At 76.4% G+C, this 14,790-nt stretch carries 6 protein-coding genes; 5 read left to right on the forward strand and 1 reads right to left on the reverse strand.

Going from position 1 to position 14,790, the window contains the following annotated elements; all coding sequences use genetic code 11:
* The first annotated feature begins 77 nt into the window (after positions 1-77).
* Genes AB0L34_RS16005 through AB0L34_RS16020 form a run of 4 tightly spaced genes read left to right on the forward strand, consistent with a single transcriptional unit; the run spans position 78 to position 13,084 of the window.
* Complete coding sequence (locus AB0L34_RS16005; RefSeq protein WP_363705234.1) at positions 78-4,877, forward strand: hypothetical protein; 4,800 nt, start codon at positions 78-80, stop codon at positions 4,875-4,877.
* Positions 4,874-9,391, forward strand: coding sequence for a hypothetical protein (locus tag AB0L34_RS16010; protein WP_363705235.1), 4,518 nt, complete (start codon positions 4,874-4,876; stop codon positions 9,389-9,391). Before AB0L34_RS16005 ends, AB0L34_RS16010 begins: the two co-directional genes overlap by 4 nt.
* Positions 9,388-11,232 carry a hypothetical protein gene (locus tag AB0L34_RS16015; RefSeq protein WP_363705236.1) on the forward strand — a complete coding sequence of 615 codons (1,845 nt, stop codon included), beginning with the start codon at positions 9,388-9,390 and terminating at the stop codon, positions 11,230-11,232. The genes AB0L34_RS16010 and AB0L34_RS16015 overlap by 4 nt, the downstream gene beginning before the upstream one ends.
* 46 nt (positions 11,233-11,278) lie before the next feature.
* A complete protein-coding gene (locus AB0L34_RS16020; protein ID WP_363705237.1) occupies positions 11,279-13,084 on the forward strand; it encodes a hypothetical protein in 1,806 nt (601 codons plus the stop codon).
* Positions 13,085-13,139: 55 nt separating this feature from the next.
* Here the strand turns inward: AB0L34_RS16020 and AB0L34_RS16025 are convergent, their stop codons facing one another.
* A complete protein-coding gene (locus tag AB0L34_RS16025; RefSeq protein ID WP_363705238.1) occupies positions 13,140-13,709 on the reverse strand; it encodes a DUF664 domain-containing protein in 570 nt (189 codons plus the stop codon).
* Positions 13,710-14,046: 337 nt separating this feature from the next.
* On the opposite strand from AB0L34_RS16025, the gene AB0L34_RS16030 reads away from it, so the two are divergent.
* On the forward strand, positions 14,047-14,751 hold the full coding sequence (locus AB0L34_RS16030) for a tryptophan 2,3-dioxygenase family protein (protein ID WP_363705239.1): 705 nt from the start codon (positions 14,047-14,049) through the stop codon (positions 14,749-14,751).
* Positions 14,752-14,790: the final 39 nt, after the last annotated feature.

Below are 14,790 nucleotides of genomic sequence, written 5' to 3' on the forward strand. Positions count from 1 at the left end.
CCCGGCGGCGCCGCGCCGCCCCCGCGTCCGGGTCCCCCACCCGAGGATCACGCCCGTCGAGCTGGAGGTCTGCTGACATGGGTGGCCTGCGTTTCCTGCCCTGGGTCCGCGACGGCGTCGCCCGCGTGGTCTCCCACACCGACACCCTCACCGGCGCGCTGCCCCGCCCCCGCGCCGAGGTGACCCTCACCGTCGCCGCGCTCGGCACCGACACCGCCACCGGCGACACCGAGCAGATCACCGGCACCTCGACGGCGCTGCTGCACGGGCCGGGCGACGTCGTCGGCGTCGACCCGCAGGAGATCATCCGCAGCTACCCGGCGCCCGGCGCGGAGAACGTCGAGGTGTCCCTGCTGGCCGCGGTCGAGTTCGACAACCCCGACCTGCCGTGGCGGTACACCCCGGCGCGGCCCGACGACAACGGCGCGCTGCGCCCGTGGCTGGTCCTCGTCGTGGTGCCGGTCGGCGAGGACGGCGCGCAGCTGCGCACGCAGCCGGGCCAGGCCCTGGCCCGGCTCGCCACCACGGTGCGGCACCTGCCGGTGCTGGCCGAGTCGTGGGCGTGGGCACACGCCCAGGTGCTGGTCACCGACGACGAGGACCTGTCCGAGGTGATCGCCTCCGCCCCGGAACGCACCCTGTCGCGGCTGGTGTGCCCGCGCCGGCTCGCCGCCGGCACCGACTACCTGGCCGCCGTGGTGCCCGCCTTCGCCGCCGGGGTCCGCGCCGGGCTCGGCGAGACCGTCGACGACACCGGCCCGCTCGCCCCCGCCTGGGGTCCCGACTCGGCCCACCCCGGCCCCGACGATCCGGTGCTGCTGCCCGTCTACCACCACTGGACGTTCCGCACCGGCCCCGACGGGGACTTCGAGTCCCTGGCCCGCCGGCTGCGGGCCCGGGTCCTGCCTGACGACGTCGGCCGGCAGCCGGTCGACATCGCCGCGCCCGGCGGTGGCCTGCCCGCCGGCGACGACGAGGGCGTCGAGGGCCGGTCCGTGCTCGGCTTCGAAGGCGCCCTCGCCGCGCCCGGCATGACCCCGACCGTCTGGGCCGACGACGTCCGCCATGCCTGGCAGGGCGCGCTCACCCACCTGCTGCGCCACGCCGACGATCGGCTGACCCCGCCGCTGTACGGCAACATCCACACCCAGCAGGGGCAGGTCCCCACCGGCGGCGCGGAACCGCGCTGGCTGGCCGGGCTCAACCTGGACCCCCGATACCGGGCCGCCGCCGCCCTCGGCACCCAGGTGGTGCAACGCCACCAGGAGGACCTGGCCGCCGCCGCGTGGGAACGGGCCGCCGAGCTGCGCGAGGCCAACGAGCAGCTCCGCCGCGGCCAGGCCGCCCGGGACACCGCCACCGCCCTGTTCGCCCGCCGGGTCGACCCGGACTCCCCCGGCACGCCGGTCGGCGACGACCAGCTCGTGGCCATGACCCAGCCGGTACACGACCTCGTCGACCCGGGCGCCGGCGCCCGCCTCGCCGCCGCCGGCGACCCGCTCGACCGGCAGCTCGACGGCAACCCGGGCGCGCGGGCCGCCACCAGCGCGCCGCTGCGCCGGCTGCTGCGCCCCCGCGGGCCCCTCGCCCGCCGGGTCGACGCCGACGGCGGCCCGGCGGCGCTGGCCCGGCTGGCCGGCGGCGCCAGCGCGGTGCCCGCCGCGAAGGTGCCCGCCGGCGGCAAGGTGCTGGACACGCTGGTCACCGACGGCCGTGGGCTCGGCTCGCTGACCCGCGCCGTCATCGAGCAGGCCGCCCAGAACCCGTGGTGGCACACCACCAGCACGGCCGGCCTCACGGCGGGCATCCGGGCGCTGACCGCCGACGACCCGGTCACCACCGTGGCCACCAACGCCGGCGACCTGCTCGGCGCCGACCGGTTCTTCCTCGGCGCCGCCGACGGTCGGCTGTTCGAACGCCGCCGCGTCGGCGAGCAGTGGGTGTGGCGCGACCACGGCCTCCCGCCGGGCACCGCCGTGGCCACCTCCGGCGCCACCGTGGCACCTGACCGGGTGTTCGTCCGCACCCGCGACAGCCGCCTGTTCGAGCGGCGGTGGGACGGCGACCGGTGGGTGTGGCGCGACTGCGGCGCGCCGCCGCTCGGGGTACGCAGCCGCCCGACGGCCGGCGGCAACCTGGTCCACGTGCTCGGCGGGGACGGGAACCTGTACCGCTACGACCCGGCGGCCGGGTCGTGGGCGTCGCTGGGCAAGCCGGCGATGTGGTCCACCGAACGGCTCTGGGGCACCCCCCGCCCGATCGGGACGACGGTCCTGGTCGCCACCAGCCACAACCGGCTGTTCGTCCACAGCGGGCAGTGGAGCCAGGTCGGCAACGACGCCATCCCGCCGGTGTGGGGTTCACCGGCCAGCCAGCACCCGTCCGCGTACGGGTCCCGCTTCTCCTACCTCACCACGGACGGCTGGCTGGTCTCCCAGCTCTCCGACGGCTCCCTCTATCGGCACGACGCGGCCCCCGAGGGGCGGCGGCTGGTCTCGCTCGGGCAGCAGGCGGCCCAGATCGGCGAGGACGACGGCATGTCGATCATCGCCCTCGGCGCGCCCGACGCCAACCCGGCCGACGTGCGCCTGATGCGCCGCTACCGCTACTACCACGACGGGCACGAACGGGAGTACTGGGGCTGGGAAGTGATCGGGTCCGCGCCGGCCGGCGGTCTCGGCCGGCACCGCCCCGGACCCGTGCTCGGCGAGTTCCGCAGCGGCGAGATCTTCGCCGTGACCGGCGACGGCCGGCTCACCTCGTGGCGCTGGGGCTACGCCCCGACCGGCTGGATCGACCACGGCACCCCCGCCGACCCGCGCGGCGCCGGCCCGGACACCGCGCCCGCCCCGGCGCACCTGCGGTTCGCCCCCCGGGTGGGGCTGCTCGCGTCGCTGCTGTTCACCCACACCGTCCCGGTGGGCACGGGCAGCCGAGCCCGGATGCAGATCGGGCACAACGTGGGCGACGACGGCACGGTGCGGGAGAACGTCCTCACCGCCGCCGTGGACGGACCGGCCATCCCCGTGACCGCCCGCGCCACCGCCACCACGATCGGCGCCCTCGCGCCGAACGGCCGCCCGGCCCTGGTCACCGCCGCCCTGCTGCCCGGCGCGGACGGCACCTGCCGGATCAGCTACTGGATCGGCCGGGACGCCACCGCCGCCGGCACCGCCGCCGCCGGGTGGACCGGCCCGTACGAGCTGCCCGACCCGGTCAGCGCCCACGCCGCCGGCCTCGACGTCGCCCTCGCCGACCTCGACGGCGACGAGCAGCCCGAACTCGTCGTCGCGTACGGGGTGAGCCGCCCCGGCGGCACCGAGAACCGGGTGTACTACCGCGTCGGGTGGGGCCTGGACGCGGCCGGCACGGTGACCCGCGGGTGGGGTGACTCGCAGCCCACCCCGCAGCAGCTCGACACCATCACCGCCGTCGGCGTCGACGTGGTCGACATGACCGGCGACCAGGTCCCCGACCTGCTGGTCTTCGCCGCCGGCGCGGTCGGCGCCACCCCGGTGGCCCGCTACTCCACCGGGCTCGGGCTCAACCGGCGCGGCCGGATCGTCAACGGCTGGACGGCCGCCCGCGCGGTGCCCGACGAGGCGGCCGTCGCCGGCGCCGCCGGGGCGGGCGTCGCCGTGGCCGACGTGACCGGCACCCGCCGCCCCGACCTCGTCGTCGCCCGCCGCAGCGGCACCACCATCACCTACCGCACCGCCTTCGACCTCGACCCCGCCGGCGTACCCGTCAGCTGGAGCCCCGCGGTCACCGTCACCGGGGCCGCCGACGCCGGCACCGCCCGCGGCTGCGCGGTCGCGATCGCCGACCTGCGGGCCGACCTCGTCGCCGACCGGGCCCGGATGGGCGACGACTTCATGGCCGCCGCCGCGGCCCACCAGGGCCGGCTCGCCCCGGCGCAGTCGCTGGCCCGCAACCACCGGCCCGCACCGGTCGACCTCGCCACCGCCGCGGCGGCCGTACGCGAGACGGTCCGCCCCGAGACCGCCGTGGCCGGGGAGGTGCTCGTCGGGCTCAGCCTCGGCGACGGCGAACTGGTCGACGCCCTGCCCGACAGCGGCGACCCGCTGCGGCGGCTGCTCGCCGGGGTCAGCTTCACCGTCCCCGCCTACGAGCTGCTGCGCGGCCTGTCCCAGGAGCACGTCGTGCCGAACCTGCCCGCGGTGGCGCCGGAGACGATGACCGCGCTGGCCGCCAACCCCCGGTTCATCGAGGCGTTCCTCGTCGGGCTCAACCACGAGATGAGCCGGGAGATGCTGTGGCGCGAGTTCCCCGCCGACCCGCGGCAGACCTGGTTCCGGCAGTTCTGGGACGTCCGCGGCGCCGTCTCGGCCGGCGCGCCGCTCACCGACATCCCGCCGCTGACCGACGACGCCTGGCGCAACGGGCCGCTGGGCAGCCACCTCACCGCCGTCGGCGCCCCCGGCGAGCAGTCCCTCGTGCTGGTCATCCGCGGTGAGCTGCTGCGCCGCTACCCGTCCACCATCGTCACCATGCGTCAGGCCACGTGGACCGGCCCCGAGCAGCGGGAACCGGCCGGGCCGGACATCCTGCCCATCTTCCACGCGTGGCTGTCTCCCGACCTGCTGCTGTTCGGGTTCCCGTTCACCGCCGACGTCGCCCGCGGCGCCACCCGGCAGTCCGCCGGCCCCGCCGGCTACTTCTTCCTGCTGCGCGAGCAGCCGGCCGCGCCCCGCTTCGGCGTCGACCTCACCGGCGACCCGCTGCCGCCGGACGCGGTCGTCTTCGCCGCCCGGCACGGCCGCAACGCCGCCGACACCGCCCTCGCCGTGCTGCAACGCCCCGTCCTGCTCGCCCGCCACGCCAGCGACCTGCTACCGACGGAGAACCAGTCATGACCACCTCGTCGTCCGCCGCGAACCGGCCGCCGCTGTCCACCGTGCTCACGCAGACCCCGTGGACGTCGTCCGCGCTCGTCCCCGCGGTCATGCTGCCGGTGCGCCTGGAGACCCGGTTCGCCGGCGCGACCCTGAAGATCCGCGTCTACCCCGACCAGATCCACGTCGACGACCACGAGCCGGACCTCACCGCCGAGGAGATCGCCGCCGGCCGGGCGTACTGGGGCGAGGGCCGGCCCGGCGGCGTCACCGGCGCACCCGACGAGGCGGCCTGGAACGACCTGACCCGCCGCTTCGGCGCGCCCCGCGCCGCCTGGATCGCCCGGGTGATGGAACCCGTCGCCGGCGACTTCCCCGAGCCGCAGCCCCGCCCCGGCCCCTGGTGCGAACCGGCCCGGGCCCGGCTGCTGCCCACCCGCTGGTACGCCGTCGGCCGCACCGCCAGCGGCCGGCTGTTCACCGGCACCTCCGGCACCGTCACCCCGGGCCTGCCCGTCGGGCCCACCCCCGTACCGGCCGGTGGCACCGGCACCATCGACCAGGTGCCGGCCGAGGCGCCGCCCGTGGACGCCGGGATGCGCTGGACCGTCGACTTCGCCACCGCCGAGGCCGCCGGCATGGCGCTGACCGTCACCGTCCCCACCGGCACCGACGGGAAACCCGAGACGGTGGAACGGCTGCTGGTGTTCGGGCTCGACACCACCGCCGCGCCCGACGCCTCCGCGAAGGCCCTCGGGCGCCTGCTGGAGGCGCACGCCGCGACCGACGGGCTGGCGTTCCTCGCCCCCGACACCCCCACCAACAACACCGCCACCGCCGTGCCGGCGGCGGCCCCCACCACCGCCGCGCCGAGCGCCGCCGACACCGCCACCGACGCCGGGACGCCGGAGGCCGCCGCCGCGCTGGTCGCCGCCGCCCTGGGCGTGTCGCTGACCGCCGAACCCGACGACGCGCTGACCGCCGCGCGGGGCACGCCGACCCGCGAGGGCGCGCCGACGGCGCTCGCCCGCGGCACCGGCGCCACCGTCGCCGACCGACCCACCGGCCGGCTGGTCCGCCGGCTGCTCTGGCCGGCCAGCTTCGGTGCCCTGCTGCGGGACCTGCTGCCCGTCGCCGCCCCCGCCGAGCAGGCCGCGCTGCGCGCGCACTTCGTCGCCCACGTGCACGCCGACGGGCCGCTGCCCACGCTGCGCGTCGGCCGCCAGCCGTACGGGCTGCTGCCGGTGGCCAGCCTGCGGGACTGGCGCCCGGCCGGCGGCGGCGAGGCCCGGGCCGTCGGGCTGCTCACCAGGCTGTGGCAGCAGGTGTGGCTGCCCTCCCCCGTGTCCCGGATCGTCCCCGGCCTCGCCGACCCCGAGCGCACCCTGCTGGACATCCTGGCCACCGACGCGCGGGTGCTGGAGGTACGCGCCCGCAGCATGCTCGGCAACGAGTACGTCAGCTGGCTGTGGCGCTTCGCCCGCCTCGGCCTCGGCCCGGACTGGCGCGAGCAGGTGGTCGAACCGGCCCGGGACCTGCTCGCCGCCCTCGGGCTGGGCAGCCCCACCGACCCGCGGCTGTCCCTGGCCGTGTTCGCCAAGGAGGCGTACGCCCTCGGCACGCCCCTGCTCGACGGGCCAGGACAGCCGCGCGCCGACCGGATCCGCGCGTACCTCGACGCGCTCGCCGCCGTCGGCCTCGAAGGCGACGAGGTGCCGGCGAGCCCCGGCGACGGGCCGGTGCCGCTGTTCCACCGGCTGCTGCGCGCCGCCCTGATCGCCGAGCACTCCGCCGCCGCGCACGCGTTCGCCACCGAGGCGGCCCTGCCCGCCGCGGCGGAGGTCCCGGAGCCGGAACTGGTCGACATCCGTCCGCACGACCGCACCCCGGTGCTGCGCCGCCGCCTCGCCGTGCCCGTGCCCGGCGCCCCCGGCGAGACCGTCGGCAGCTACCTCGCCAGTTCCCAGCTCGACCCCCGCCACATCCGGGCCACCACCGACCTGCGCGCCTTCCGCGCCGCCCTGACCGACCTGGGCGACGCGCTCGACGACGGACTGTCCCCCGCCGACCTGCACCGGCACGTCGCCGGCACCCTCGGCCTGGCCACGCACCGGTTGGACGCCTGGATCACCTCGCTGGCCACCCGCCGGCTGGCCCAGCTCACCGCCGGGCCGTCGACCGGGGTGCACGTCGGCGGGTACGGCTGGCTGGTCGACCTGCGACCGGCCGGGCCGCCGCGGCTGGTGCCCCGCCCCGCCGACGTGCCCGACACCGTGGCGCCGCCCACGCTCCCCGTCGCCCCCGACGGCGCGGGTCACGTGCACGCCCCCTCGCCGGCGCAGGCCGTCACCACCGCCGTGCTGCGCAGCGCGTGGCGCTCGCACCACGGCGGCGACCACCCGATGGCCGTCGACCTGTCCTCCCGCCGGGTCCGCCTCGCCGAGCAACTGCTCGACGGCGTCCGCGCCGGCCAGAGCCTCGGCGCCCTGCTCGGCTACCGCTTCGAGCGCGGCCTGCACGACCACCCCGACGGCCCGCTGGACCAGTTCCTGCCGTTGTTCCGCCGGCTCGCGCCGGTGCGCGCCCACCGCGTCGACGCCCACGACGACACCACCACGGTCACCGCGACCGTCGAGTCGGCGGCGACCGTCGACGGGCTGGAACTGCACCGGCTGCACCAGGCCAAGGCCATCGAGTCACCACTCGACGCGCTGCCCGCCGCGGCCCGCACCGCCGTGCGGCAGGTCCTCGCCGACCTCGCCGACGCCACCGACGCCGTGGCCGACACGCTGCTCGCCGAGAGCGTCCACCAGCTCGCCCTGGGCGACATGAACCGGGCCGCGGCCGCCGTCGACGCCGCCTCCGGCGCCGCCACCAGCCCACCCCAGCTACACGTCACCCGCACGCCGGCCACCGGCGCGACCCTCACCCACCGGGTGCTGCTGCTGATCAACGTCGACGACCGGATGGACCCGCTGCGGCAGGACTGGCCGGCCGCCCGCGCCCAGCACCCGCGCATCATCGGCAGCCCCGCCGACGCGCTCACCTCCGTGCTGCTGCCGCCCTCGCCGCGGGTGTTCTGGCGCTACCGCTGGCACGCCCCCGACGGCGTCACCGCCACGCCGTGGCGCGACGCGAGCCTGGACCGGCTGCAGACCCCGGCGATCGACCTGCTCGCCGCCCCACCACACCCCGGCCGCCCCGACGACGCCGAACTGGACCGCCGCATCGCCCTCGTCACCTGGGCGAAGCTGCAGCCCGCCGAGGTGCGACCGGACTGGACGCTGGAGCTGGACTACGACCGCGACCCGGCCTGGGCCACCGACAAGATCGGCCTCGCCGAGTTCCTGCACGCCGTGAACGTGCTGCGGGACCTGTTCGGCCGCTCCCGGCCGGTCCTCGCCGCCGACCTCGGCCTGGACCCCGACGCGCCCCCGCAGGTCGATCCGGTGATGAAGGCGCAGACCGACGAGCTGTGGCAGTCGGCGCGGACCGCCGCCGCCGCGCTGCGGGCCACCCCGGCCGCCGACGCGCCCGCCTGGGACGAGACGGCGGTCCGCCTGCTGCTGGACACCGCCGCCGGGTTCGGCGTCACCGGCGCGGTGCCCCCGCCACCGGCCGCCGGCACCGCCGCCGCGGTCGCCGACGCCGCCCTCGTCGCCGGCCACGAGCTGGACCGCCGGCTGGCCGCCCACTGCCGGGTCGTCGCCGACCTGCACGACCGGGCGCCCTGCCCACCGTCGGCCTGCACCTGCGACCCGGCCACCGACTTCGACCGGCCGACCGCACCCCCCGCGCGGCGGCGGGACGCCCAGATCGCCCGCGTCCGGGCGCTGCTCGGCCCCGACATGCCCGTCCTGACCGCCGCCGGCGCGCCCCAGCCGCAGCAACTGGCCGCCGCGCTGGCCGCCAGCGACGCGCTACAGGGCGGCTCCCCCCACCCGGTGCGCCGGTGGCTGTCCCGCTACGGCCGGGTCCGCCCCGCCGTCGGCCGCCTCCAGGAGGTGCTGACCACCGCGCAGGCCCTGGACGCCGGCGGCGTGGTGAAGCTGCCCGCCACCGTCCGGGTGGCGCAGTTGCCGTACGCCCCCGGCGACCGCTGGGTGGGCGAGGCCCCGCCGCGCGCGAACACCGAACCGGTGTCCCTGGTCGTCGTCGCCCCCGGCGGCATCGACGCGACCAGACCGGTGCACGGCCTGCTGGTCGACGAGTGGACGGAGGTCGTGCCCACCGGGCGGGTGCAGACCGGCCTCACCTTCGAGTACGACGCCCCCGGCGCTGCCGCGCCGCAGGCGGTCCTGCTGGGCCTCGCGCCCGACGGCGCCGCGACGTGGCAGCCGGCCACCCTCGCCAACGTCCTGGAGGAGGCCCTCGACCTGGCCGTCGCCCGCGCCGTCGACGTCGACTCCCTCGGCGCGGCCGGCCAGTTCCTGCCCGCCCTCTACTTCCCCACGAACATCGCCGAGACCACGACCACCACCGACTTCGTCCCCGACGCGACGCTCACGCCGCAGGGCGGGCAGGAGGGCCAATGACCACCGTCGAACCAGCCCTGGCCGACACGCACACCCCGTCGGTCACCACCTGGACCCGCCTCGAACCGCGTACCCGCCGCGCCGACCTGGCCCCCGCCGTGGAGGCCCGCACCGCCGACCCGTTGTGGCTGCTCGCCCGGCAGTGGCAGCTCGGCGAGTTCACCGGCGAGGACACCGGCTCGCCGGTCAGCGCCCGGGTGCACGCCGAGGCCGCCCGGTTCACCCGCTACCGGCCCGGCACGGCCTCCGGCAGCACGGTCGGCCTGCCCGCCGCCACACCGTTGGAGGCGGTGGTGGAACGGGAGTCCGCCGCCACCGCCGGCGACCTGCGCTTCGCCGTCGAGAGCGGCCAGCAGCTGCTGCGGTCGCTCGCCGCCGCCGGCGCCGGCGAGCTGGCACCCCGGCTGTGCACCAGGTATCCCGTCCCCGCCGTGCCGCCCGACGCCGCGTCGGCCGCGGACACCGAGACCCTCGGCTACCTGCGTATCGCCGCCGGCCGCGTACCGCACGGCGACCTGGCGCTACGCGCCTGCGCCGAGGGCCGGTTCGTCGCCGAGAACGAGGTGCCCTCCGCGCTGGTCGGCGCGGTCACCGCCGCGCTCGCCGAGTGGACCACCTGGCTGGGCGTGCCGCCCCGCCCCGCCGGCCCGCCGGACGGCTACCTGCTGCAACTGCCCGCCGTGCTGGCGCCGGGCGCGTCCCGGCCCGCCGCGCCGCCGTGGCCGCCCGAGGACTTCACGCCCCTGTTCAGCGCCCCCGGCCAGGAGGGCTCCGCGTGGCGGCGCGAGCGGCTGGAGTACGACTTCGCCGTCGGCGCGCACGGCTCCGCCGGCGAACTTGTCCTCACCGCCCACGAGTACGACGGCGACCGGCTGGACTGGTACCACTTCGACCACGAGCCCGGGGCGACCCTCGACGCCGTCCCGGCGGTCGAGGACGTCGTCAAGGTGCTGCTGCCCACCCCGGTCGCGTACGCCGGCATGCCCTCGACCCGCTTCTGGGAGTTGGAGGACGCCCGGGTCAACCTGGCCGGCATCGGCGCCGGCGCCGGCGACCTGGCCCGGATGTTCCTGGTCGAGTACGGCCTCGTCTACGGCAACGACCACTTCCTGGTCCCGCTGGAGCTGCCCGTCGGGTCCGCCACCCGGATCCGGTCGCTGATCGTCACCGACACCTTCGGCATCCAGACGCTCGTGCCGGCCGCGCCCGACGACACGGCGCTGTTCCGCCCGTCCGGGGCTACCGCCGGCGGGCCGGCCGACGTGCTGGTCCTGCCCGCGACGGCCGCCGCCACCCTCGACTCCGAGCCGGTGGAGGAGGTACGCCTCGGCCGCGACGAGATGGCGAACCTGGCGTGGGCCGTCGAACGGACCGTCACCGGCGCCACCGGCCGGCCGATCGACCGCGGTGCCCAGGTCGGCAGGGCGGCGCCGCCGCTGCGACCACCGGTCGCCGACGCCGAGGCGGTGCCCAGCCTGTCGTACGCCTTCGCCACGACCGTGCCGGACAACTGGGTGCCGCTGATCCCGGGGCCGACGCAGGACCGGCCCGACGTGGTCCGGCTGCGCCGGGTCCCGCTGCAACAGCCGTCCCGCGAGGGCCCGCCGGTCGCGGTCACCGGCCACAGTCGCCTGCTCGACTGGCGCTGGCGCGGCGACGACCTGGTCGAGCTGGCCATCCCCGAGGAGGAGGTGCCGCGCGCCGGCACCCGGCTGTTGCGCCAGTGGCAGCTCGCCCGGTGGACCGACGGGTCGGTGCACCTGTGGCTGGGCCGCGCCCGCCACACCGGCACGGGCGAGCTGTCCAGCGGCCTGCGCTACGACACCGTCCAACCGCGCTGAACGACCCCACCCGCGCACCGACCGAACCAGATCAGCGGAGACGACCATGACGATCACCTGGAAGAACGACCTGCCGCTGCCGATGGCCCGGCCCCGGTACTACGACCACCAGTACCTGCGCGCCGGCGACCTGACCCAGGCGCTGGACTACCTGCTGGCCCGGCAGAACCTCGCCGCCCGGCTGCTGCAGCCCCGGGGCGTGGTCACCGGCCTCGACCTGACCGCCACCGGCGGCGACGTGACGATCGGCCAGGGCGTGGCGATCGACGGCGCCGGCCGGGTGATCGTGCTGGCGGAGAACACCCGCAAGGCCCTGCCCGCCGAGGGCAGCAGCTGGCACGTGGTGATCCGCTACCACGAGTACCTCAGCGAGCGGCGCGACGAGGGCGGGGTCGCCGGCGAGACCCGGTGGACCGAGGAGGGCCGCATCGAGTTCTCCGCCGCCGCCCCCGCCGACCCGGCGAACGCCATCGTGCTCGGCACGGTCACCCGCGCCGGCGGCACGATCACGGTGCAGGGCACCGGGCGGGTGGCGGCGGGCCTCCGGGTCCCGGTCGGGGCCATCGTGCCGGCCGTCGGCGCCGGCGCCCAGTCCGGCATCACCTTCCCCGGCGACCCGGGCGGCGGCGCGGGCGACGAGGCGTACATCCGGTACTGGCCGTACAGCGGCGAGAACACCATCCTGCGCATCGCCAACAACAACGACGCCGACGACATCATCGCCTTCACCCAGCAGAACGCGGACCGGCTGCGCATCGCCGGCGGCATGCTGCACCTGGGCAGCCTGGAGGGGGCCACCGTCTCCCCCGGCCAGGTGGTCACCGGGCTCGGCTTCTGGGGTCCCGGCGTGCAGCACGCGCAACTGTCGTTCCGGGCCGGCAAGGGCTTCGAGCTGGTCGACCGCAGCAACGACGGGCCGGCGCTCGGCTACGGCGAGGGCAGCAAGCCGTACGCCGACCTGGCGGTCAAGGAGCTGCGGGCGGCGAGTCTGCGCGGGCGCGGCGGGCTGTCGCTGACCGCCGAGGGCGGCGTCGCCGTGCGGGCCACCGGCGGCGTCACCGTGGTCAAGGACGCCAACGGCAACGGCGACCTGACGGTGCAGGGTGGCCTGTGGACGGGCGGGAACATCTCCATGCCGTCCTATGGCTCCCTCAACGGCGCGAACCGACTGCACATCAACGGCCCCGAACGGCTCTACCTGCTCAACAGCGCCGGCGTCTACGTCGGCTACGGCGAGGGCAGCGGCCCGGAGACCGGCTGCCTGTGGGTCGAGAAGCGCGGCTTCTTCGGCGGGAACGTCCAGATCAACGGCCAGCTCGGCGTCGCGGTCAGCCCGAACACGGTGCCGTCCTGGAGCGGCGGCGGCATCAGCACGTTCGACCTGTTCTCCTCCGGCGCGATCTATCTCGGCACGGAGTCGGGCGGCTACACGATCAGCCTGATGGCCGGCAGCGGCGTGATCAAGGGCAAGTCCAAGCAGTTCGCCATCGACCACCCGCTGGACGCCCCCGACGCCACCGAACGCCGCCAGCTCATCCACGCCGCCATCGAGGGACCGGAGAACGGTGTCTACTACCGGGGTGAGGCGCGGCTCGACGGCGGTACCGCCACCGTCGAACTGCCCGCGTACTTCGAGGCGCTGACCCGGCCGGAGGGCCGGACCGTGCACCTGACGCCGGTCTTCGACGACGACGAGCCGGTCTCCGCGCTGGCCGCGAGCCGGGTGAAGGACGGGGCCTTCCGCGTCCGCACCGTCGACGGGTCGCCGGCCTCGCACGCCTTCTACTGGGAGGTCAAGGCCGTCCGCGACGATCTGGAGCCGCTCGAGGTGGAGGTGCCGGCGACGCACTGATCTGCCTTCGGGGCCGGGCCACCCGCAAACGGGCCCGGCCCCACTCGTCGGGCGGTCAGCCGTTCCCGCGGGGCCGCCAGCCGGCCGGCGGGTCCTCACCGACCAGTCCGTCCACCGCCTCGCGGAGCAGGTCGGCGTGGCCGGTGTGCCGGCCGTACTCCTCGACGAGGTCGCAGACGAGCCGGCGCAGGCTGGCGTGGCGGCCGTCGGGCGTGGCGGCGTGGACGAGTTGGTCGAGCCCGCCGTCGGCCAGGGCCGCGTCGAGCCGCTCGCGCGATCGTTCGACGGCGCCGTCCCACAGCGCGTAGAGCTGCTCGGGAGTGTCGGTGGCGGCGGAGGCGAACGACCAGTCGTTGCCGCCGTCCCAGGCCGTGCCCTCCCACGGCGCGCCGATCGCCTGCCCGGTCAGCTTGGTCGTGAAGGTGCTGTCCTCCACGGCGGCGAGGTGCTTGAGCAGGCCGCCGAGGGTCAGGGAGGAGGCGCCGACGCGGGTCCGCAGCGCGGCGGCGTCGAGGCCGTCGGTCTTCCAACGGAAGGTCGTACGCAGCCGGTCGAGCGCACCGACGAGATGCTCGATCTCGGTGCCGGCGAGGGGCGGCTCCCACGGGTACTCGCTGGTGGTCATCGCGCCACGGTAGGCCGCACCACCGACAACCCGCGTTCCGGACCCGGCAGGGCACCCGTGGCGGCCGGTGCGGCGCCGCGCCGGTGTTCGTCGGGTCCACGTTCGAGGTTGTGGTAGCCGCCGACGCCCTGCGGCCAATGACCCACCTCAGACACATTGATCCGGATCGTCAAAAGTGATGCATTCAACACTCACGCTTGGCGCACCTGCAGACCTTTCTCGGACCGGCGCAAACAGATTGCAATCAAGGGGTAGCGCATCGCTTCCGGTCGTTGCATACTTGCCGCCGACGCACGACTGATCCCGGCGTGCCGATTACCGATCGAAAGGTTATTCCGTGAAGCGTGACCAGTCGCCTGTGCTGCCGGGCAGCGGCGCCACCGACTACGCACGCTATATGCGCACGGACGCGCTGCTCGACCTGCAACGGGCGCCGGCCGAGATGATCCACCGTGACGAACTGCTCTTCCAGGTGGTGCACCAGTCGGCCGAGTTGTGGCTCAAACTGGCGGCGGCCGAGTTGACCGAGGCGACCGCCCGGGTGGGCGCCGGAGACCCCGCGGCGGCCGAGGCGCTGCTGGCGCGGGCGACGCTCGCCGTGCGGCTGATCACCGACCAACTGGAGATGTTCCGGCACCTGTCCCCCGTGGACTTCCAGGCGATGCAGCCCGCGCTGGGCAACGGCTCCGGCGCCGAGTCGCCGGGCTGGCGGCAGGTCCAGGCGGCCAGCCGGCAACTCGGGCGCGCGTTCGCCGACTGCCTCGCCGACCGGGGGATCCCGGTGGCGGCGTTGTGCCCGGCAGACCCGGCGGACCCCGTCCACCGGCTGGCCGAGGCGATGGTGGAGTGGGACGAGCGGGTGTCGCTGTGGCGCACGCGGCACTACCAGGTGGCCCTGCGGGTCGGCGGTCACGCTCCGGCCGGCACCCCGGGCAGCCCGGCCACCATGCTCGCCAAACTTGTCGGGCACCGGTTCTTCCCCGATTTGTGGCAGGCCCGGCTCCAGCCCGCGGGCGACGATTCCGGTGCCGCCAAGCCCTGACTTCCGCACTCGCCGGCGGTGACCGGCGTCCTCCCATTG

Origin of the sequence: Micromonospora sp. NPDC052213 (genome assembly GCF_040679695.1) — a bacterium.
Lineage (GTDB): Bacteria > Actinomycetota > Actinomycetes > Mycobacteriales > Micromonosporaceae > Micromonospora.

Coding starts and splice junctions, on each gene's coding strand:
- AB0L34_RS16005 (WP_363705234.1), top strand. CDS start 78: ATGGGTGGCCTGCGTTTCCTGCCCTGGGTCCGCGACGGCGTCGCCCGC.
- AB0L34_RS16010 (WP_363705235.1), top strand. CDS start 4,874: ATGACCACCTCGTCGTCCGCCGCGAACCGGCCGCCGCTGTCCACCGTG.
- AB0L34_RS16015 (WP_363705236.1), top strand. CDS start 9,388: ATGACCACCGTCGAACCAGCCCTGGCCGACACGCACACCCCGTCGGTC.
- AB0L34_RS16020 (WP_363705237.1), top strand. CDS start 11,279: ATGACGATCACCTGGAAGAACGACCTGCCGCTGCCGATGGCCCGGCCC.
- AB0L34_RS16025 (WP_363705238.1), bottom strand. CDS start 13,709: ATGACCACCAGCGAGTACCCGTGGGAGCCGCCCCTCGCCGGCACCGAG.